This window comes from Bradyrhizobium sp. STM 3809 (assembly GCF_000239795.1).
In the GTDB taxonomy this organism is placed as follows: domain Bacteria; phylum Pseudomonadota; class Alphaproteobacteria; order Rhizobiales; family Xanthobacteraceae; genus Bradyrhizobium.
This window is the reverse complement of sequence record NZ_CAFJ01000057.1, coordinates 1-17976: the sequence shown is the minus strand read 5'-3', so window position 1 is coordinate 17976 and position 17976 is coordinate 1. Positions and strand designations below refer to the sequence as shown.

At 66.2% G+C, this 17976-nt stretch carries 19 protein-coding genes and 1 tRNA gene; 6 read left to right on the top strand and 14 right to left on the bottom strand.

Translation table 11 applies throughout. The features are described 5' to 3' along the window. Positions 1 to 9 precede the first annotated feature (9 nt). From BRAS3809_RS02525 to BRAS3809_RS02505, 5 genes are all read right to left on the bottom strand, one after another. On the bottom strand, positions 10 to 381 hold the full coding sequence (locus BRAS3809_RS02525; RefSeq protein ID WP_008960530.1) for a c-type cytochrome: 372 nt from the start codon (positions 379 to 381) through the stop codon (positions 10 to 12). Between the two features lie 36 nt (positions 382 to 417). Continuing rightward, positions 418 to 834 carry a hypothetical protein gene (locus BRAS3809_RS02520; protein WP_008960529.1) on the bottom strand — a complete coding sequence of 139 codons (417 nt, stop codon included), beginning with the start codon at positions 832 to 834 and terminating at the stop codon, positions 418 to 420. 99 nt (positions 835 to 933) lie between these two features. Further along, a complete protein-coding gene (locus BRAS3809_RS02515; protein WP_008960528.1) occupies positions 934 to 1731 on the bottom strand; it encodes a glycosyltransferase family 32 protein in 798 nt (265 codons plus the stop codon). 84 nt (positions 1732 to 1815) lie between these two features. Beyond that, a complete protein-coding gene (leuD, locus tag BRAS3809_RS02510) occupies positions 1816 to 2421 on the bottom strand; it encodes a 3-isopropylmalate dehydratase small subunit (RefSeq protein ID WP_008960527.1) in 606 nt (201 codons plus the stop codon). 93 nt (positions 2422 to 2514) lie between these two features. Then, positions 2515 to 2913, bottom strand: a complete 399-nt coding sequence (locus BRAS3809_RS02505) for a metallopeptidase family protein (protein ID WP_008960526.1) — start codon at positions 2911 to 2913, stop codon at positions 2515 to 2517. A gap of 148 nt (positions 2914 to 3061) precedes the next feature. Here BRAS3809_RS02505 and BRAS3809_RS02500 point away from each other — a divergent pair, with 148 nt between their 5' ends. After that, positions 3062 to 3373: a hypothetical protein gene (locus tag BRAS3809_RS02500; RefSeq protein WP_008960525.1), complete on the top strand. Its 312-nt coding sequence runs from the start codon at positions 3062 to 3064 to the stop codon at positions 3371 to 3373. 270 nt (positions 3374 to 3643) lie between these two features. Then, positions 3644 to 3910 carry a hypothetical protein gene (locus BRAS3809_RS02495; protein ID WP_008960524.1) on the top strand — a complete coding sequence of 89 codons (267 nt, stop codon included), beginning with the start codon at positions 3644 to 3646 and terminating at the stop codon, positions 3908 to 3910. Positions 3911 to 4033: 123 nt separating this feature from the next. Here the strand turns inward: BRAS3809_RS02495 and BRAS3809_RS02490 are convergent, their stop codons facing one another. Together BRAS3809_RS02490 and BRAS3809_RS02485 are read right to left on the bottom strand one after the other, a co-directional pair. Continuing rightward, the gene (locus tag BRAS3809_RS02490; RefSeq protein WP_008960523.1) at positions 4034 to 4594 is read right to left on the bottom strand and encodes a hypothetical protein; all 561 of its coding nucleotides are present in this window, start codon (positions 4592 to 4594) and stop codon (positions 4034 to 4036) included. 119 nt (positions 4595 to 4713) lie between these two features. Continuing rightward, complete coding sequence (locus tag BRAS3809_RS02485; protein ID WP_035655105.1) at positions 4714 to 6303, bottom strand: ATP-binding protein; 1590 nt, start codon at positions 6301 to 6303, stop codon at positions 4714 to 4716. A gap of 276 nt (positions 6304 to 6579) precedes the next feature. On the opposite strand from BRAS3809_RS02485, the gene BRAS3809_RS02480 reads away from it, so the two are divergent. The 4 genes from BRAS3809_RS02480 to BRAS3809_RS02465 all read left to right on the top strand — a co-directional run bounded on the left by BRAS3809_RS02480 (position 6580) and on the right by BRAS3809_RS02465 (position 10269). Further along, a complete protein-coding gene (locus BRAS3809_RS02480) occupies positions 6580 to 7041 on the top strand; it encodes a nuclear transport factor 2 family protein (RefSeq protein WP_008960521.1) in 462 nt (153 codons plus the stop codon). A gap of 12 nt (positions 7042 to 7053) precedes the next feature. Then, on the top strand, positions 7054 to 7617 hold the full coding sequence (locus BRAS3809_RS02475; protein WP_008960520.1) for a TetR/AcrR family transcriptional regulator: 564 nt from the start codon (positions 7054 to 7056) through the stop codon (positions 7615 to 7617). A gap of 125 nt (positions 7618 to 7742) precedes the next feature. Further along, entirely contained in the window at positions 7743 to 8756 is a 1014-nt protein-coding gene (locus tag BRAS3809_RS02470; RefSeq protein ID WP_008960519.1) for a formamidase, read from the top strand. A gap of 316 nt (positions 8757 to 9072) precedes the next feature. After that, the gene (locus BRAS3809_RS02465; protein WP_008960518.1) at positions 9073 to 10269 is read left to right on the top strand and encodes an acyl-CoA dehydrogenase family protein; all 1197 of its coding nucleotides are present in this window, start codon (positions 9073 to 9075) and stop codon (positions 10267 to 10269) included. A gap of 13 nt (positions 10270 to 10282) precedes the next feature. Here the strand turns inward: BRAS3809_RS02465 and BRAS3809_RS02460 are convergent. The 7 genes from BRAS3809_RS02460 to BRAS3809_RS02430 form a co-directional block, all read right to left on the bottom strand. Then, a tRNA-Arg gene (locus BRAS3809_RS02460) sits at positions 10283 to 10359 on the bottom strand. Positions 10360 to 10451: 92 nt separating this feature from the next. Beyond that, on the bottom strand, positions 10452 to 10856 hold the full coding sequence (locus tag BRAS3809_RS02455; protein ID WP_035655102.1) for a YccF domain-containing protein: 405 nt from the start codon (positions 10854 to 10856) through the stop codon (positions 10452 to 10454). Between the two features lie 192 nt (positions 10857 to 11048). Then, complete coding sequence (locus tag BRAS3809_RS02450; RefSeq protein WP_008960516.1) at positions 11049 to 14153, bottom strand: bifunctional diguanylate cyclase/phosphodiesterase; 3105 nt, start codon at positions 14151 to 14153, stop codon at positions 11049 to 11051. Positions 14154 to 14353: 200 nt separating this feature from the next. After that, complete coding sequence (locus BRAS3809_RS02445) at positions 14354 to 15424, bottom strand: branched-chain amino acid ABC transporter permease (RefSeq protein WP_008960515.1); 1071 nt, start codon at positions 15422 to 15424, stop codon at positions 14354 to 14356. Then, positions 15421 to 16431, bottom strand: coding sequence for a branched-chain amino acid ABC transporter permease (locus BRAS3809_RS02440; RefSeq protein ID WP_008960514.1), 1011 nt, complete (start codon positions 16429 to 16431; stop codon positions 15421 to 15423). The genes BRAS3809_RS02445 and BRAS3809_RS02440 overlap by 4 nt, the downstream gene beginning before the upstream one ends. Next, positions 16428 to 17150 carry an ABC transporter ATP-binding protein gene (locus tag BRAS3809_RS02435; RefSeq protein ID WP_008960513.1) on the bottom strand — a complete coding sequence of 241 codons (723 nt, stop codon included), beginning with the start codon at positions 17148 to 17150 and terminating at the stop codon, positions 16428 to 16430. Before BRAS3809_RS02435 ends, BRAS3809_RS02440 begins: the two co-directional genes overlap by 4 nt. Beyond that, positions 17147 to 17911: an ABC transporter ATP-binding protein gene (locus BRAS3809_RS02430; protein WP_008960512.1), complete on the bottom strand. Its 765-nt coding sequence runs from the start codon at positions 17909 to 17911 to the stop codon at positions 17147 to 17149. Before BRAS3809_RS02430 ends, BRAS3809_RS02435 begins: the two co-directional genes overlap by 4 nt. Positions 17912 to 17976: the final 65 nt, after the last annotated feature.

Genomic DNA, 17976 nt, shown 5'->3' with positions numbered 1-17976 from the left:
GACGCGGCGTCAGATCTGTCTGAGGCTCAGGATGTAGTTGACGAGATCGCCGCGCTGCTCCGGCGTCAGGATGACGTTGGGCATCGTCGGGTGGCTGCTCTGCAGGAACACCTTCAGCGACAGCTCGGTCGTCGATGGCATGTTGGCCACGGCGGCGAAATCGGGCGCTGTCCGGGTCTGGGCCCGGGCGCCGCTTGCGTCGATCGCGTGGCAGGGGCTGCACCAGGACTCCGCCAGCTTGCGGCCGGCCTGCACGCTCTGGTCCGCCGGCGTCGCGCCATTGGCGTAGTGCAGCCGGATCAGCAGCATCGCGGCGAGCGCGAGCAACAGCGCGGCGCCGACATGGAGCCAGGGGTTGCGGTGCAGGTTCGGCCGGCTCATCGCGTTGCTCCGCGGATGGGGATGGGAGGCAGGCGATCAGTGCTTGGTGACGGCGACGCCAAGGCGGTCGATGGTCGGCGCGTTGAGGCAATAGTCCTCGTAGTGCGCGCCGCTCGTGCCTGCGGCGAGATCGCGATGGCAGCGCGGCTTGTCCTTGCACATCGCGCAGACCCGCTCCATGTCGCGCAGCACCAGCGGCTCCGCGCGGCCCAGTGCCGCCTCGTCGATGCCGAGCGCCTTCAGCATCAGCGGCAACTCGTCCGCGGCATGCTCGCCATGGCGGACCAATTCGTCGAGGTCCGACGGGGTCACCTGCAGGTCCATTGCGATACGCTCGAAATCGTCGCGGTCGAGCTGCCTGAGCTCGCTCAGCTCGCGCCGGTGCCGCAGCCATTGCGCGAACGTGTCGATCAGGAATTGCACGCGGGGATAGGGCTTGGCTTGGGCGGGCATGGCACGTCTCCGATGATTGCGTGGAATCAACCACCGGGTGGCCGTGGGGACGTTGCGGTAGATCAAGCAGCGGAACAGTCCTGCCCCGGATGCAGATCGTCAGGCGCCGAACCGCTCCGTCGCCCAGGCGTAGAGGCTGCCCGGAATCGGCGCCTCGCCGCCGCGGCCCTTGGGCGAGATGTGCAGGCCGATGATGCCGGGATCGTTGATCAGGCCGGAGAAGTCGGACGGTTCGAAGAACGCCCTGGGCTCGGCGTGCACGGCATAGAAGCTGCGCTTCGGCAGCGCATGGCGCAGCGTGCCGTGGCGGCGGGCCAGTGCCGTCAGCGCGGCCGGGCCGAAGATCGCGACGCGGATGTCCGACAGGCGATCGGAACGTCCGCGCAGCCGGCGCAGCGCAAACGTGATCCGGTGGCGCAGCGACAGCCAGTTCGGCGTCAATTCGTCCTGCGCCATCAGCCTGTCGAACTCGGCCACGATCGGATCGTCCGGCGGCAGATACAGCACGGAGTTGCCGAGCTGCCGCGGCCGCTCCCAGGCGAAAGTGGGCAGCGCCGGATCGATCTCGACCGGGCGCAGCAGCAGCACGTCGGCGTCGAGCCACAGCCCGGCCCGCCGCGCCATCAACCGCATCCGGAAGAAGTCGCTGAATTGCAGCGTGGTCCAGTCGCGCCAGCTGCCGTCGGGCTGCGACGGCCTGAGACGTTCGGAGAACGCATAAGGCAGGATCGCCTCGGCTTCGGCATTGCCGACGCCGTCCGGCAGGCCCGGCAAGGGATCGAAGCTGTAGACGGTGACCTTGTGGCCGGCGGCAAGCTGCGAGCGCAGGCAGGTCTGCCGCAGCCGATCGAGCGGTCCGCGCCAGAAGGTGACGACCTCGGGCAATACGCGCGGCAACGGCGGACCTGTGCTCGGGATGCTCTCGAAACAAGGCCCCGGACGAGGTCCGGGGCCCGCGAACTCTTCACTCGGCGCGGGGACTCAAGCCCAGGCGCGCTCGGCCTTCAGCTTGGCCTCGTAGCTGTCGATCGAGGCCTTTTTCTCCAGCGTCAGCCCGATGTCGTCGAGCCCGTTGAGCAGGCAGTGCTTGCGGAACGGGTCGATGTCGAACTTCACGGTGCCGCCGTCGGGGCCGCGGATCTCCTGGGCGGCGAGATCGATCGTGAGCGTCGCATTGGCGCCGCGCTCGGCGTCGTCGAACAGCTTGTCGAGGTCGGCCTGCGACACGCGGATCGGCAGGATGCCGTTCTTGAAGCAGTTGTTGTAGAAGATGTCGCCGAACGAGGTCGAGATCACGCAGCGGATGCCGAAATCGAGCAGCGCCCAGGGGGCGTGCTCGCGGCTCGAGCCGCAGCCGAAATTGTCGCCGGCGACCAGGATCTTGGCGTTGCGATAGGCCGGCTGGTTGAGGACGAAATCCGGGTTCTCGCTGCCGTCGTCCTTGTAGCGCTGCTCCGAGAACAGGCCCTTGCCGAGGCCGGTGCGCTTGATGGTCTTCAGGTACTGCTTGGGGATGATCATGTCGGTGTCGACATTGATGATCTTCAGCGGCGCGGCGACGCCTTCCAGCGTGGTGAACTTGTCCATCGGGGGCACCTTCGAGAATATCGGGCAGGCCGCTGTTTAGCCCGATTGACGGGGCGGATAAAGACCCAATCCCCGCGTCCGGACGCAACCCTGTCAGTCGGCGGACGCCTCGATCGCTTCCATGTCGTCGTCGGACATTCCGAAATGATGCCCGATCTCATGGATCAGCACATGGCGGACGATGTGGCCGAAGCTCTCGTCATGCTCGGCCCAGTAGTCCAGGATCGGGCGGCGGTACAGCCAGATCATGTTCGGCAGGCGCGGCAAGTCGTCATTGCTGCGGAACGGCAGCCCCGTGCCCTGGAAGAGGCCGAGCAGGTCGAATTCGCTCTCGGCCTGCATCTCGTCCAGCACCTCCTCGGTCGGGAAGTCGTCGACCCGAATGATCACGCCGTCGCACATCCTGCGGAAATGCCCGGGCAGCCGCTCGAAGATCTCGTGCGCCATGACTTCCATCTCGGCGAGAGAGGGTGCCTTGAGATCTGTCCACATTGCCGCCTTGAAGCCCCCGCTTTGCTGCTGTTGCACCTTGGTTCTATGACAAGTGTGGCGGCGTTGAGGTTGACGCGGGGGACGAAAACGGCGACCGTCCGCGGCGCGCGATTTTGGTATTGGGGGACGCATGCGACAGAAGTCGGTGTTGCTGGCCGGGACGGCGCTGGCCGCGGCCATCGTGGTCTCGATGTCGGCGGGAGCCCGGGCCGAGCCGCCGGCCGTCGCGCAGATCGCCATGAAGCGCGATTCCGGCACGGACATCTCCGCGCAGCGCCGCCCGCGACGCGTTCCGATCTATCCCAACCGCTATGGCGGGCATTGGGAGCCCGACGTCGTGCCGCGCTACAACCCCGGTCCCAACGCCGTGCGCGTGTGCGATGCGACCTACGTCCAGGAGCACCGGGTGAGCGGCACCGTCATCGTGCCTCACATGAGCTGCTACTGGCGGCGGGGCTGATCCGCTCCGACCTTTGCTCCGCGACTGCTCCGCCAGCGTGCTCCGCAAGCGTCCGTCGTGACCGTGCCCGTCGTGCCACAGTGCCGATATGTCGCGAGGCCAGGCGGAACCGCGCGGCGCGCTTCGGCATTCTGCTCCGGCGCAGGTCTTCAGGTCCCATTCACGTCGCTCATTCGAGACTGATCTGCGTCGTACCGCGGCGGCGGCCATCAGCGGAGATGGCGGGCGCCAGGTGCCAGACGTGATGTCGGGCGATCGAAGGAGAAGTTCATGACTGTGATGAGGCTGTTCGGCATCGCGGCGGTTGGCGCCGTTCTGGCTTTCGCTGCGCCCGCGCAACGCGCAGAGGCGCTATCGTTGGTCAATCCGGGCGCGGCGACGGCGGTGCAGCAGGGCGCGGCGCAGGAGACGACGCAGGTGCATTGGCATGGACGCCGCCACTGGCATCCGCGTCGACACTATTATCCGCGGCCGCACTACTATCCGCGTCATCACTGGCGCCCGCATCACTGGCACCGTCATCATCGTCACTGGTGAGCGGCGCGTCGCATCGACAATGATCGATTTCAGACAGGCCCGCGCTGCGGGCCTGTACGTCATAGTGAGCCGGCGGATGGGTAGAGAGGCTGTTATCGAGGTGTCTGACAGGGGAGCGAGCCGCTACTCCGCCGTCATGCGCGCCGCCGCGAGCAGGCCGATCAGCGCGGTGAGCGCCGCGACGCTCATGGCGTTGATGGATACGAGCGAGGCGTAGCTCGCCTCGGCGACGCGCATCACCGGCTCGCCGAGCCGGGAATCGATCAGCAGGTACGATGCGAACGGGAGTGCGAGCAGCGGCAGCGATCGCATGCGTTCGTCGGGGCGGAACAGCAGGGCGCCCAACAGGGCGCATGGAATGAGAAAGAGCTCGACGCCGCTATGCGCGCCGAACAGCTTGACACAGAACACGGTGTTGGCTGTCCCCGCTACGACCATCAGGGCGCGTCCGATGAATGGACGCTGTCGTGCCAGCACCGGCACCGCGGCGAAGAGCGGCGTGGTCAGCAGTGTGAGCCAAGCCGGCCATGCCGCCGTGCCGGCGATGGCGTGCAGATACAGCGGATAGAATGGCTGGTTGGAGACGATGACGAGCGCCACCTTGGCAGCAATGTCGGACTGCGGATCATCGGCCGATGCATAGGCTTGAACGGCGGCCAGCCAGCGTCCGAACAGTTTACTCATTCACTCCAACCTCACATTCGCAACGGACAGGCGCGCAGCATTCGATCCCGCGCGGTGTTTGGCCTGGACGCACAACGCGCGTCGGTCACAGCCGGATCATGTGTCGGCAGTGAGGCCGGTCACGAGTTCAGCGCGGTGCGGATCATGCGGGCGAGGTCCGCACTCTGATACGGCTTGGTGAGCAGCAGCACGCCGGCGTCGAGGCGGCCGTGATGCACGATGGCATTCTCCGTGTAGCCGGACGTGTAGAGCACCTTGAGGTTCGGCCGCCGCTTCGTCGCCTCGATCGCGAGCTGACGGCCGTTCATGCCGCCGGGCATGATGATGTCGGTGAACAACAGATCGATCCGCGCCGGGCTGTCGATCAGCGACAGCGCCTCGTCGGCCTTGCTCGCAGCCAGGGTCGTGTAACCGAGCCGCCTGATCTGGGCGATGACATATTCGCGCACCAGCGAATCGTCCTCGACGATCAGGATCGATTCGTCGCCGCGCTCCATGCTGGCCAGATTGGCGTCGAGGAGCAGCGCATCGGCATCGGCGGTGGCCTGTGGGAGATATAGCTTCACCGACGTTCCATGGCCGGGCTCGCTGTAGATCTTGATGTGGCCGTTGGACTGCTTGACGAAGCCGTAGACCATGCTGAGCCCGAGGCCGACACCCTTGCCGACATCCTTGGTGGTGAAGAACGGCTCGAACACCTTGTCGAGCAGGTTCGCCGGAATGCCTTCGCCGGTGTCGCTGACCGCGATCATCACGTAGTTGCCCGGAATGACCTCCGGATTCATCCGCGCGTAGGCGTCGTCGAGCAGAACGTTCTTGGTCTCGAGCGTCAGCTTGCCGCCATTGGGCATGGCGTCCCGCGCGTTGAGCGCGAGGTTGAGGATCGCAGTCGAGAGCTGGCTGGGATCGATCATGGCCGGCGAGGAATCATGCGCCAGCATGGACTCGATCTCGATCTGCTCGCCGAGCGTCCGGCGCAGCAGGCGGGCAGTGTCGACCACCATGCCGTTGATGTCGACGCTGCGCGGCTGCAACGGCTGGCGCCGGGCGAAGGCCAGCAGGTGCTTGGTCAGGTCGGCGCCGCGGGCCGCGGCCGAGTTGATCAGGCTGGTGATCTGCACCAGCTGCGGACGGTCCTTGACCGCCTCGGCAAGGATCTCGATCGTGCCGGTGATGACGGTCAGGATGTTGTTGAAGTCGTGGGCGACGCCGCCGGTGAGCTGGCCGATCGCCTCCATCTTCTGCGCCTGGCGCACCTGCGCCTCCGTGGCCTCGATCTCCTGGAAGCGCTTGACCATGGCCTCGGCGGTGCGGCGCTGCCGCGTCTCCTCCTCGAGCTGTGCATAGGCCAGCTTCAGATCGGCGCGGGACGGCATCGTCAGCACCCGCGGCAACAGCAGCAGCAGCGCCGAGGCGATGCCGACCGACATGAAGGCCAAGAAGCCCTTGGTGGCCGCTTCCAGCACATAGGCAGGCACCCAGAGCGTCAGCACCTCGATCAGGCGGGTCAGACCGCACACCGAGACCCACAGCGCGAACGCCCAGAAGATGTAGCTGAACTGGAAGTCGCGGCGACGGAAGACGATGTAGCCGAGCACGAAGGCGATGGTGAAGAACGCGAAGGAGATGAGGACGTCGGAGACCGCGTTCACCCAGATCAATTCAGGCGTCCACAGCAGGCACTCGCCGTGCGGCGTGAGCATCGACATCTCTGCAGTTCCCCAAAACATCCGGCAGACACACCCGCGTGGCCCCCGCGGTCCGGCCGGTTCCCTGAACTGATCATTCAAATTTCCGTTGAGCACACAAGGGTGCTGACTGCCACGGAGCTCAATCGGTAGGTCAGCACCGTGCCTTCGGGCGGGGCTCGCGCGTGGTCCGAATCAGATCCTGCCGAAGGCGGAACCGGGTTCCAGAAAGCGCAACTTGACCGCCTGTACCGTATGGTACAATATGATCTTATCAGTACAATGGAGACTTGTCCGATGAGCGTGCTCGCCCCGCCCTTCACCCTCGACACGGCCAAGCGGAAGGTTCGGATGGCCGAGGATGGCTGGAACAGCCGTGATCCCGAACGGGTGTCCCTGGTCTACACACCGGACAGCCGCTGGCGGAACCGGGCCGAGTTCATCACCGGCCGCGCCGAGATCGTTGCCTTCCTCGCCCGCAAATGGAGCAAGGAGCTCGACTACCGGCTCATCAAGGAGATCTGGGCGTTCACGGACCATCGCATCGCGGTTCGCTTCGCCTATGAGTGGCACGACGACAGCGGCCACTGGTACCGCTCCTACGGCAACGAGAACTGGGAGTTCGATGCGCAGGGCCTGATGCAGCGGCGCTACGCCAGCATCAACGATCTGCCGATCAAGGACAGCGAGCGAAAATTCCATTGGCCGCTCGGCCGCCGTCCGGACGATCACCCTGGACTGACCGAATTGGGCTTGTGAGACAGGGGCCGCATGCGGACGCTCTACGAGCGCGACGACGTCATCCCGCTGATCGCCGAAGTCTTTCGCGAGCACGGCTTCGAGGGCTCCTCGCTCAGCCGCATCACCGAGTCCACCGGCCTTGGCAAGGGCAGCCTGTATCACTTCTTTCCCGGCGGCAAGGACGAGATGGCGCGCGCGGTGCTGGCGCATGTCGACGGCTGGTTCGAGCGCGAGATCTACACGCCGTTGCGCGACGCGGCGCCGGACGGCGCCATCGCGCAGATGTGGCGCGGCGTCGACGACTACTTCCGCTCCGGACGGCGGGTCTGTCTGGTCGGCGCCTTCGCGCTCGATGACACGCGCGACCGTTTCGCGGCCGTGATCGCCAGCTATTTCACGCGCTGGATCGACGCCCTGCGCGATGCGCTGGTGCGCGGCGGTTGGCCCGCAGCGCAGGCGGCCGACGCCGCCGAGGAGGTGGTGGCGGGTATCCAGGGGGCGCTGGTGCTGGCACGCGCGACCAATGACACCGCCGTATTCGGCCGCGCTCTGGGCCGGTTTCAGCTGCGTCTGCAGCAACGGCCTCCAGTCTGACGGAACCGGATGTCGCTGCTGCCTGCGCAAGCGGCAGCACGTGCTGAAATATCGGCGCGCCGCGTTCGCCAAATCGTGGTTGTCTTGGCCAAAATTCGAGCGGCAGTCACACAGGGAGGTCCGGCATGAATGGGCTCGGCGGTCTCAACAAATCCGAACATGGCGTGGTCATCGGCCTGGTGCAGTTGCAACTGCCGGTCGTCGTGACCAAGGCGGATCTCGCGAAGCAGACCGAGAAGATCGTCTGGATGGTCGGCAAGGCGCGGCGCAATCTCGGCACCATGGACCTCGTGGTCTTCCCCGAATACTCCCTGCACGGCCTGTCGATGGATACCAATCCCGAAATCATGTGCCGGCTCGACGGGCCGGAGGTCGCGGCGTTCAAGCAGGCCTGCATCGACAACAAGATCTGGGGCTGCTTCTCCATCATGGAGTACAACCCCGACGGCAATCCCTACAATTCCGGCCTGATCATCGACGACCACGGCGACATCAAGCTGTACTACCGCAAGCTCCATCCGTGGATTCCGGTCGAGCCGTGGGAGCCGGGCGACCTCGGCATTCCCGTCATCGAGGGGCCGCGCGGCGCCAAGATCGCCCTGATCATCTGCCATGACGGCATGTTCCCGGAGATGGCGCGGGAATGCGCCTACAAGGGCGCGGAGATCATGATCCGCACCGCCGGCTACACCGCGCCAATCCGCGACAGCTGGCGCTTCACCAATCAGGCCAACGCCTTCCAGAACCTGATGGTGACCGCCAATGTCTGCATGTGCGGCTCCGACGGCTCGTTCGATTCCATGGGAGAGGGCATGATCGTCAATTTCGACGGCAGTGTTCTCGCGCATGGCACGACGGGGCGTCCCGACGAGATCATCACCGCGGAGGTGCGCCCCGATCTCGTGCGCGAGGCGCGCATCGGCTGGGGCGTCGAGAACAACATCTATCAGCTCTGGCATCGCGGCTATGTCGCGGTGAAGGGCGGCGCCATGGATTGCCCCTACACTTTCATGCACGACATGGTCGCCGGCACCTACCGGCTGCCCTGGGAAGACCAGGTCAAGATCACCGACGGCACCTCCTGCGGCTTCCCGGCCCCGACGCGCGTGTTCGGCAAGATCGCCAAGGCGGCGGAGTGAAGCGGCGCAGAGCTTCGATCCTGAGACTCGTCTGGTCTGAAGGCGATGCGAGCGTAAATCGCCAAGGCAGCGGGACCGCAAACCCTCACCCTGAGGAGCCCGCCTTCAGGCGGGCGTCTCGAAGGGCGAGGCCCCGATCGCCTCATGGTTTGGAGAGGGGAGCGGCGGCGGGAGGCGCTGCACGCTCGATGCCGCGATACAAGCGGCTGCCGTTGCGCGATGCAATGGCCTTGCCCGCGTCGGAGGAGCTCCTGCTTGACAGGCCGATCATCCGCCAATTATTTTATGCTTAAAATAATTGGCGGACAGGTCCATCATGAGTGCATCGGCCAAGGTGATCCCCCGCGACTGGCTCGACTGGCCGTTCTTCGAGCCGAAGCACCGCGAGCTCTGCGATCGGCTCGATCGTTTCGTCGGCTCCGGCATGCTGGACGACGTCGATCACGGCAATGTCGACGCCGCCTGCCGCAAGATCGTGCGTGCGCTCGGCGCCGCCGGTCTGCTCGACAGCGCCGTGGTGGCGCCCGGCGCCGATGCCGGCGCGATCGACTCCCGCGCCATCTGCCTGTCGCGCGAGACCCTCGCCTATGCCGACGGTCTTGCCGATTTCGCCTTCGCCATGCAGGGGCTCGGCTCCGGCGCCATCGCGCTCGGCGGCTCGCCGGAGCTCCGCGCCAGCGTGCTGCCCAAGGTGCGATCGGGCGAATGGCTCGCCGCATTTGCGCTGTCGGAGAAGGACGCGGGCTCCGACGTCGCGGCGATGGCCTGCAGCGCGCGGCTGGACGGCGACGCCTATGTGCTCGACGGCGACAAGACCTGGATCTCCAATGGTGGCATCGCCGACGTCTATACGCTGTTCGCGCGCACCGGCGAGGCGCCAGGGGCGCGCGGCATTTCCGCCTTCGTCGTCTATCCCGATGATCCCGGCTTCTCCATCGCCGAGCGCATCGAGGTGATCGCGCCGCATCCGCTGGCGACCTTGCGGCTGCAGAATTGCCGCATCCCGGCGAGCCGGCGGCTCGGCGCTCCCGGCGGCGGCTTCAAGCTCGCGATGCAGACGCTCGACATCTTCCGCGCCTCGGTGGCCGCAGCTGCGCTCGGATTTGGTCGCCGCGCCCTCGACGAGGCGCAGACGCATGCGCAGAGCCGGCAAATGTTCGGCGCCACGCTGGCCGATCTGCAGATGACCCAGGCCGCATTCGGCGAAATGGCGACCGACACCGACGCCGCGGCGCTGCTGACCTACCGCGCCGCCTGGCGCCGCGACGTCCAGAAACTGCCGACCACGCGCGAGGCCGCGATGGCCAAGCTCACCGCCACCGAGACCGCGCAGCGCGTCATCGACCGCGCCCTGCAGATGTTCGGCGGCCGCGGCGTGCGCAAGGGCGAGATCGTCGAGAGCCTCTACCGCGAGATCCGCGCGCTCCGAATCTACGAGGGCGCGACCGAGGTGCAGAAGCTGATCGTCGCGCGGGAGTTCCTCAAGGCGCGGGCGGGCGTGGTGCGCGCCTGATAACGGCTAAGGCTGGCGCACCCGACACGATTCGAACGTGTGACCTTTGCCTTCGGAGGGCAACGCTCTATCCAGCTGAGCTACGGGTGCGTGCGGACATCGTTTAACCGATTGGCTCGTGGTCGGCAACGGCCTTGACTCGTTGCCGACGCGGGTCCGGCCTCTCGGGGCGTCGGCGGGCCTTACGCCGGCACGATGGTCTTGCCGATCGGCCACAGGGCGAGGCCGGCAAGCTTCAGGTGAGCCCAGGCGAAGGGCAGGCCGATGATGCTCACCGCCAGGAAGACCGCGGTGATGAGGTGGCCGAGCGCCAGCCACCAGCCCGCCAGGACGAACCAGATGATGTTGCCGAGCAGGCCCAGAAGCCCGGTGCCGATGTCCTCGATGCCGGTGACCTCGTCGCGGCGGACGGCGCGGGAGCCGAACGGCAGCAGCGTATAGGCGGCGATGTTGAAGGCGGCGCGCGCCCAGGGCAGGCCGACGATGGTGATGGCCATGACGACCGCCGCCACCAGCCAGCCGAACGCCATGTAGGCGCCGCCGAACACGATCCAGAGGATGTTGAGGAGCAAGGAGACGGGTTGCATGGGCCACCTGCGCGGGTTCCGACGACGTCTATATAGGTCGCCTTTGCGCGGGCCCAAGGTACGGTCGGGCGGAGCGCGCTCGCGGAGCGCCCTATCGGCGCAGCTCGCCTGCCATGTGACGTCGATCACGAACAGTGCGCCTTGCATCGGGTCTGCCGCGGTCGATCCTGCGACGAAAACGGCTGCCCGATGTCAGCCCGCGGCCTGGAGATCGTCGGCGACGGTCGCGTCCGGCGCGAACAGCTTGCGCAGCTCGGCGGCCGGTTTCGGCGCGCTGAACAGGTAGCCCTGCATCTCGGTGCAGCCGAGCTGGCGCAGCGCCGACTGTTGTGCACCCGTCTCGACGCCCTCGGCGGTCGTTGTCATGTTGCTGGCTGCGGCGATGCTCACCACGGCCTGCACGATCGCCGACGAGCTGCCGACGTTGAGATCGCTGACGAAGCAGCGGTCGATCTTGATCTTGTCGAACGGGAACCGCTTCAGATAGCTGAGCGAGGAGTAGCCGGTGCCGAAATCGTCGAGCGCGATACGCACGCCCATGTCGTGCAATTGATGCAGCACGCTCAGCGCGACATCGTCGTCGCTGATCAGTACGGCCTCGGTGATCTCGATCTCGAGCCGCTCCGGCGCCAGACCTGCAGCGGACAGCGCGCTGGCGATCCGCAGCGCCAGGGTCGGCGATTTCAGCTGCACCGGCGAGACGTTCACGGCGATGCGGATGTCGGCGGGCCAGTTCGCGGCCTCGGCGCAGGCCGTGCGCATCACCCAGTCGCCGATCTCGTTGATCAGCCCGGTGTCCTCGGCGAGCGGAATGAAATCGAGCGGCGGCACCATGCCGCGTTCCGGATGGCGCCAGCGCAGCAGCGCCTCGCAGCCCGTCATGACGTTCCGGGTGAAGCCGAGCAGCGGCTGATAGTGCAGCTCGAACTGGTTCTCGACAATCGCCCGGCGCAGATCCTGCTGCAGCTGCAGCCGCGCGCGGGCGTTCTCGTCCATCGAGGGCTCGAAGAAGCGGAAGGTGCGCCGGCCGCCGGCCTTCGCGGCGTACATCGCGAGGTCCGCATTCTTGGTGAGCTGGTCGCGCTCGACGCCGTCGCGCGGCGCTAGCGCGATGCCGATGCTGGCGTCCGTCGACAGCTGGTGCCCAAGGCACCGATACGGCTTGCGGATCGTATTGAGGATCTCCGTGACCGCGACGACCACCTCGTCCTCGTCCGCGGCGGTGGTGAGCAGCACCGCGAACTCGTCGCCGCCGAGCCGCGCCACCATGTCCTCCGGTCCCACACAGCTCTCGATCCGGCGCGCGATGGTCTTCAGCAGTTCGTCTCCGACATGGTGTCCGAGCGAATCGTTGATGCCCTTGAATTCGTCCACGTCGATGTAGAGCAGGGCGAAGGAGGTGCCGTGACGCGCGCGCTCGATCTCCTCGTCGATGCGCTCGCGGAACAGCACGCGGTTCGGCAACTCGGTCAATGCGTCGAAATGCGCGAGGTGAGCGATCTTCTCGTCGGCGAGCCGCCGCTCGGTGGTGTCCTCGATCACGTTGATCAGGTAGCGCGGCTGCTGCGTCTCGTCCGCTATGGCGATCCGGCGCGAGGTGATGTAGCGCAGGCCGAGACCCGGCGTCTGCCAGGGATGCTCGCCGATGAACAAGCCGTCCGCCTGTTTCAGCGCACGATCATCATCGGCCGTGACCTTCTCTGCGGACGGCCTGGACATCAGGTCGAAAACCGTCCTGCCGACGATATCCTGGCGCGACAGGCCGAAGCCCGCCTCGGTCGAGCGGTTGACCAGCACGTAGCGACGATCGCGCACGTCCTTGACGATGATGTGCGAGGGAATGTGATCGATGATCTCGCTCAGGAACGCATAGTTGCGATCGCGCTCCTGTTCGAGTCTGCGCTGCTCGCTGATGTCCTCGATGGTCGTCACCCAGCCGCCGGACGCGAGCGGTTTGTCGATCACGTTGAAGAACCGGCCGGAGCTGCCCTCGGCGATCATCTGCGAGGTGCCGCCCGCCTTGGTTCTGTCGGCGATATCGGCACACAGGCCGGCTGCATCGCCGTTGAAGGCTCCGCGCGCCTTGCAGTGTGCCACGACCTGGCTCAAATGAACGCCGGGCCTGATTACCTCGGCCGACAGCCCGAGCAGGTCGATGAAGCGCTGATTGAACATCACGACGCAGGCGTTGGCGTCGAACGAGATCAGGCCCTGAGTCATGTTGTCGAGCGCCGTCTCGACGCGCTGCTTCTCGTTCTCCAGCCGGCCTCTCGCGATCTGGTTCTGCCGAATGATCTGGCTGATCATCAGGCTGAACATCACGGCGATCACGAACACCGCGAGCACGGCGGCCCCGACCAGCAGCACCACCTGCGACCGCCAATCGGCCAGCGCATCGTCGACGGTCTTCGTGGTGGTCATGGTGAGTGGAAAGCGGCTTATCTTCGCCGCGGCGATGATCTTCTCGATGTCGTCCACCGGGCTCTTCATCACGCCGGTCCGAACGCTGCCGTCCAGGACCGCCTCGTGCAGGCTCCGCTTGGCGATCCTGCGACCCATCACCGCTTCGACGTGCGGATAGCGCGCCAGTACGGTGCCGTCGGCATGAAACAGGGTGATCGCCGCATTGTTGCCGAGCGCGATCGATTCCATGAAGGTCTCATACGTGCGCGGATCGACGCGGCGCGTCAGCAGGCCGAGGAATTCACCGTTCGCTCCGCTGAGGCGATGGGCGACGATCGTGGCCCAGCCGCTGGTCACGCGGCTCGTCACCGGCGTGATCACCAGGGCGTCCGGCTGTGACGCCATCTTGAGCTCGTTGAAATAGGGCCGGTCGCTCACATTGACGGGGGGCAGCGGATCTGGCGACGACCAGTTGACGAAGTTGCCGTCGGCGTCGATCACCGTGAGGTCGCCCATATAGGACAGGCCGTTGACCTGTGACTGCAGCATCTCGCGGATGTCGGGCTGCGTCATCCGGGCTCTGAACGCTTCCGACGACGAGATCGATCTGAGCTGCATGCGGCCGATGACATGCGCGACGGAGGTCTCGGCGTCCTCGAACTGCTGGGCGAAGTGCCGTGTCAGCAGCAGAACCGTGTTTTCGAGCTCGCGTTCATTGTTGGCGATCGTCCGCGCCCGGAAGTCGCTGGCCATGACGATCGTACCTACGACAATGGCCGCGATCAGCAGCGCGCCACAGGCGATCAGCCAAGGCACCGGACCGCGCCAGACAGACGAACCGAGCTGCTCCGATTCGGCGCCGCCGGCCGCTGACGTGTCTGCTGTGCGTTGCATGCCCTGATCGACCTGCGAAATGACTCATTCCAGGCAGATTTGATAGCAAGGCACTGGTACCGGAGCGGTTAGGAAACGCGGTTAGCCGTGGCTTAAGCGCGTCGCGCAACATCGCCGAAAACGAGAATTTCTCCATCCGAGTACCGCGCTGTCGCGCCCAGCGACGGCAACATTGCGCAATTTTTAATCGTATCGCAGTCTCAGTGTTTGGCGGCGGGCTTGCCGCGCAGGCGGCCGACGACCCCGGTGGGGAAAAAATAGACGCTGGCGATGAACAGCAGGCCGAGCCACAGCAGCCAGCGGTCGGGGTGCAATAATCCCGGCAGCAGCGGCAGTCCGGCTTCGGACGCGGCGGTCGAGGCGATGCTCATCAGCGCCTGCAGATAGTTTTGCGCCAGGATGAAGATCGCGGCGCCGATGACCGCGCCGTAGATCGTGCCCATGCCGCCGATCACGACCATCAGCAGAATGTCGAGCATGATGGAGAACGCCAGCGAGGTGTCGGGCCCGGCATAGCGCAGCCACAGCGCATTCAGCATCCCGGCGCAGGCCGCGACCATCGCGGCGATGCAGTTGGCGTAAGTGAGGTGGAAGACCGTACGGTAGCCCAGCGCCTCGGCGCGGAAGCGGTTCTCGCGGATCGCCTGCAGAACGCGGCCGAACGGCGAGTTCACGACGCGCAGCAGCGCCAGCACCATCAGTGCGCAGGCCGACAGCACGAGGTAATAGGTCAGGATGCGGCCGTTGATGGGAAAGCCGAACCACTCCTTGCCGATGAACACCGTGCCGGGGCGCAGGAGCTCGGGCAGCTGGAAGCTGCGGCCGTCCTCGCCGCCAGTCAGCCAGGACAGTTGCGACGCCAGCACCAGGAAGGCGGAGGCAACCGCGAGCGTGATCATGGCAAAGAATATCGCCTCGACGCGCAGCGAGAACAGCCCGATCGCGAGCGCCAGCAGCAGCGCGAGCGGCAGGCCCGCTACGACCGCCACCGCGACAGAGGTCCAGGACGGCCCGAGCCCGTACAGCGCGATCGCGATCGCGTAGGAGCCGATGCCGTAGAACATGGTGTGCGCGAACGACACCGAGCCGGTGTAGCCGAGCAGCAGGTCGTAGGACGCGACCAGCGCAGCGAAGATGCAGATCTTGGCGGCGACGTTGAGCGCCTTGGCGCCGGGGAAGACGAAGGGCGTCGCCAGCAGCGCCAGCAGGATGACGACGAGCAGGATCGACAGCGCGCGGCTGCGGGGCGGATCGCCGGACAGGATCATCATCGGCTGGTCACCGCATAGAGGCCGCGCGGCCGCCACATCAAGACGGCGACCATCAGCAGGATGTTGGAGACGAGGGCGAGCTTGGGCACCAGGAAGCCGCCGTAATTGGCGACCATCGCGACCAGGATCGCGCCGATGAAGCAGCCGGTGATCGAGCCGAGCCCGCCGATGATGACGACGATGAAGACCAGCACGGTGAGCTCGTCGCCGATCGAGGCGTGGACCTGCTCGCGATAGAGGCCCCACATGACGCCGCCGAGCCCGGCCAGCGCCGAGCCGGTCATGAACACGCCGAGGAACAGGCGGCGGATACGATAGCCGAGCGCCTCGACCATCTCGCGGTTCTCGACGCCGGCGCGGATCAGGAGCCCGATCTTGGTGCGGTTCAGCACCAGCTCGATCGCGACGAAGATCACGAGGCCGATGAGCAGCGCCAGCAGCCGGTACTTCGAGATCGCGACGTCGCCGAGGATGAACGAGCCGCGCAGCGCGGCCGGCAGCGGCATCGGGATGATCTGCGGGCCGAACAGCGCGTACAGCGTCTGCTCGGCGACGATCAGGCCGCCGGTCGTCATCAGGATCTGCTTGAGGTGCTGGCCATAGACCGGCAGCACCAGCACGCGCTCCACGACGAGGCCGAGGGCGCCGGTGACGCCCATCGACAGCAGGGCTGCCGGAACGAGCACGGCAAGGTTGATCAGCAGCGAATCCGCCTGCGCCCAGCTTGCCAGCGGCAGCAGCACCAGGGTCGCGACATAGGCGCCGACGGCGATGAAGGCGCCGTGGCCGAAGTTCAGCACGTCCATCAGGCCGAACACGAGGGTCAGGCCGGAGGCCATGATGAAGATCATCATGCCCATCGCGAGGCTTGCGACCGTCAGCGTCACCCAGGAGCTCGGCGATCCCACCAGCGGGATCATCAGCAGCGCCAGGACGAGGGGCAGCAGCAGCGGGGCGATGTCGCGCTTCGGCTTGGGCAGCGCGTCGGTGGCCACGATCTCGCTCATTGATGCGCCTCCAGGCTGAGGCCGAGCAGGCGCTCCTGCAGCGGCACGTCGGCGGCAAGCGCCGCCATTTCGCCGCGATGGACGATGGTGCCGTTGTCCATCACCAGCACCTGGTCGCCGAGTTCGCGCGCGGCATGGAAGTTCTGCTCGACCAGGAGAATGGTGGCGCCCCGGCGCTTGATCTCCTTCAGGCACTCGATCAGCGACATCACGATGGCCGGCGCGAGACCCTTGGTCGGCTCGTCGATCAAGAGCAGCTTGCGCGGCTCGACGATCGCACGCGCGATCGACAGCATCTGCTTCTGGCCGCCCGACAGGCTGCCGGCACGCGACAGCCAGAACTTCTTCAGGGCTGGAAAGAAGCCGAAGATCCAGGCGAGCTGGGCGTCGTCGAGCGGGCCGTTGCGGGCGGCCAGCACCAGGTTCTCCTTGACGGTGAGATCGGAGAACACCGCCATGCTCTCGGGCACGTAGCCGACGCCGCGCTGGGCGATGTCCGGTGTCGAAAGCTTCTCGATCGGCTCGCCGGCGAGCGAGATGCTGCCGCTCTTCGCCTCCCACAGTCCCATGATCGTCCGCAAGGTCGTGGTCTTGCCGGCGCCGTTGCGGCCGAGCAGCATCGTGGTCTGCCCCTCGGGCACCTCGAAGTCGACACCCTGCAGGATGTGATAGCGGCCGATATAGGTCTCGACACCCGTGAGCTTCAGCAGCGCGCTCATGCGGCGCTCCGCGGCGAGACGCCGAGATAGGCCTCCTGCACGATCGGCGAGGCGATGACCTCCGCGGGCTCGCCGTCAGCGACCAATTGCCCGTTATGCAGCACGATGATGCGGTCGGCGAGCGAGCGGACGACGTCCATCTTGTGCTCGACGAGCAGGATGATCTTGCTCTTGTCCTGCTTGAGCCGGGCGATGAGATCGAGCACGACCGGGACCTCGTCGATGCTCATGCCGGCGGTCGGCTCGTCGAACATGAAGACCTTCGGCTCCAGGGCCATCATCAACGCGACTTCGAGCTTGCGCTGGTCTCCGTGCGACAGGGTGGTGGCGGTGACGCTGCGGCGGCTGCCGAGCGCGACCTGGTCGAGGATCGCATCGGCGCGGGCGATCAGGTCGCGTCGGGCCATCCATGGACGGAGCAGATCGTAATGCGTGCCGCTCCGCGCCTGGACGGCGAGGCGGACATTCTCCTCGACGCTGAGATTTGGGAACAAATTGGTGAGCTGGAAGGCGCGTCCCAGGCCCGCGCGGGTGCGCAGCGGCGCCGAGAGGCCGGTGATGTCGCGACCGTCGAACAGGATCGCGCCTGACGACGCCTGCAGCTGGCCGGAGATCAGGTTGAAATAGGTGGTCTTGCCGGCGCCGTTGGGGCCGACGATGGCGGTCAGCTCGCCAGGCCGGAAGCTGCAGCTGACGCTGTTGACTGCGACATGGCCGCCGAAGCGGATGGTCAGGTCGCGGGTTTCGAGGGTGAGGGTCATGGCGCCGGCTATAAGACTTCCAAAGCGGACGTGCCCGGCGCAAGGGCCGGGCACGATATCATCGT

Bases quoted from the DNA above. Each gene is read 5' to 3' on its own strand.
- BRAS3809_RS02525 (WP_008960530.1), bottom strand. From the start codon at position 381: ATGAGCCGGCCGAACCTGCACCGCAACCCCTGGCTCCATGTCGGCGCC.
- BRAS3809_RS02520 (WP_008960529.1), bottom strand. From the start codon at position 834: ATGCCCGCCCAAGCCAAGCCCTATCCCCGCGTGCAATTCCTGATCGAC.
- leuD (WP_008960527.1), bottom strand. From the start codon at position 2,421: ATGGACAAGTTCACCACGCTGGAAGGCGTCGCCGCGCCGCTGAAGATC.
- BRAS3809_RS02505 (WP_008960526.1), bottom strand. From the start codon at position 2,913: ATGTGGACAGATCTCAAGGCACCCTCTCTCGCCGAGATGGAAGTCATG.
- BRAS3809_RS02495 (WP_008960524.1), top strand. From the start codon at position 3,644: ATGACTGTGATGAGGCTGTTCGGCATCGCGGCGGTTGGCGCCGTTCTG.
- BRAS3809_RS02490 (WP_008960523.1), bottom strand. From the start codon at position 4,594: ATGAGTAAACTGTTCGGACGCTGGCTGGCCGCCGTTCAAGCCTATGCA.
- BRAS3809_RS02485 (WP_035655105.1), bottom strand. From the start codon at position 6,303: ATGTCGATGCTCACGCCGCACGGCGAGTGCCTGCTGTGGACGCCTGAA.
- BRAS3809_RS02480 (WP_008960521.1), top strand. From the start codon at position 6,580: ATGAGCGTGCTCGCCCCGCCCTTCACCCTCGACACGGCCAAGCGGAAG.
- BRAS3809_RS02475 (WP_008960520.1), top strand. From the start codon at position 7,054: ATGCGGACGCTCTACGAGCGCGACGACGTCATCCCGCTGATCGCCGAA.
- BRAS3809_RS02470 (WP_008960519.1), top strand. From the start codon at position 7,743: ATGAATGGGCTCGGCGGTCTCAACAAATCCGAACATGGCGTGGTCATC.
- BRAS3809_RS02465 (WP_008960518.1), top strand. From the start codon at position 9,073: ATGAGTGCATCGGCCAAGGTGATCCCCCGCGACTGGCTCGACTGGCCG.
- BRAS3809_RS02455 (WP_035655102.1), bottom strand. From the start codon at position 10,856: ATGCAACCCGTCTCCTTGCTCCTCAACATCCTCTGGATCGTGTTCGGC.
- BRAS3809_RS02450 (WP_008960516.1), bottom strand. From the start codon at position 14,153: ATGCAACGCACAGCAGACACGTCAGCGGCCGGCGGCGCCGAATCGGAG.
- BRAS3809_RS02445 (WP_008960515.1), bottom strand. From the start codon at position 15,424: ATGATGATCCTGTCCGGCGATCCGCCCCGCAGCCGCGCGCTGTCGATC.
- BRAS3809_RS02440 (WP_008960514.1), bottom strand. From the start codon at position 16,431: ATGAGCGAGATCGTGGCCACCGACGCGCTGCCCAAGCCGAAGCGCGAC.
- BRAS3809_RS02435 (WP_008960513.1), bottom strand. From the start codon at position 17,150: ATGAGCGCGCTGCTGAAGCTCACGGGTGTCGAGACCTATATCGGCCGC.
- BRAS3809_RS02430 (WP_008960512.1), bottom strand. From the start codon at position 17,911: ATGACCCTCACCCTCGAAACCCGCGACCTGACCATCCGCTTCGGCGGC.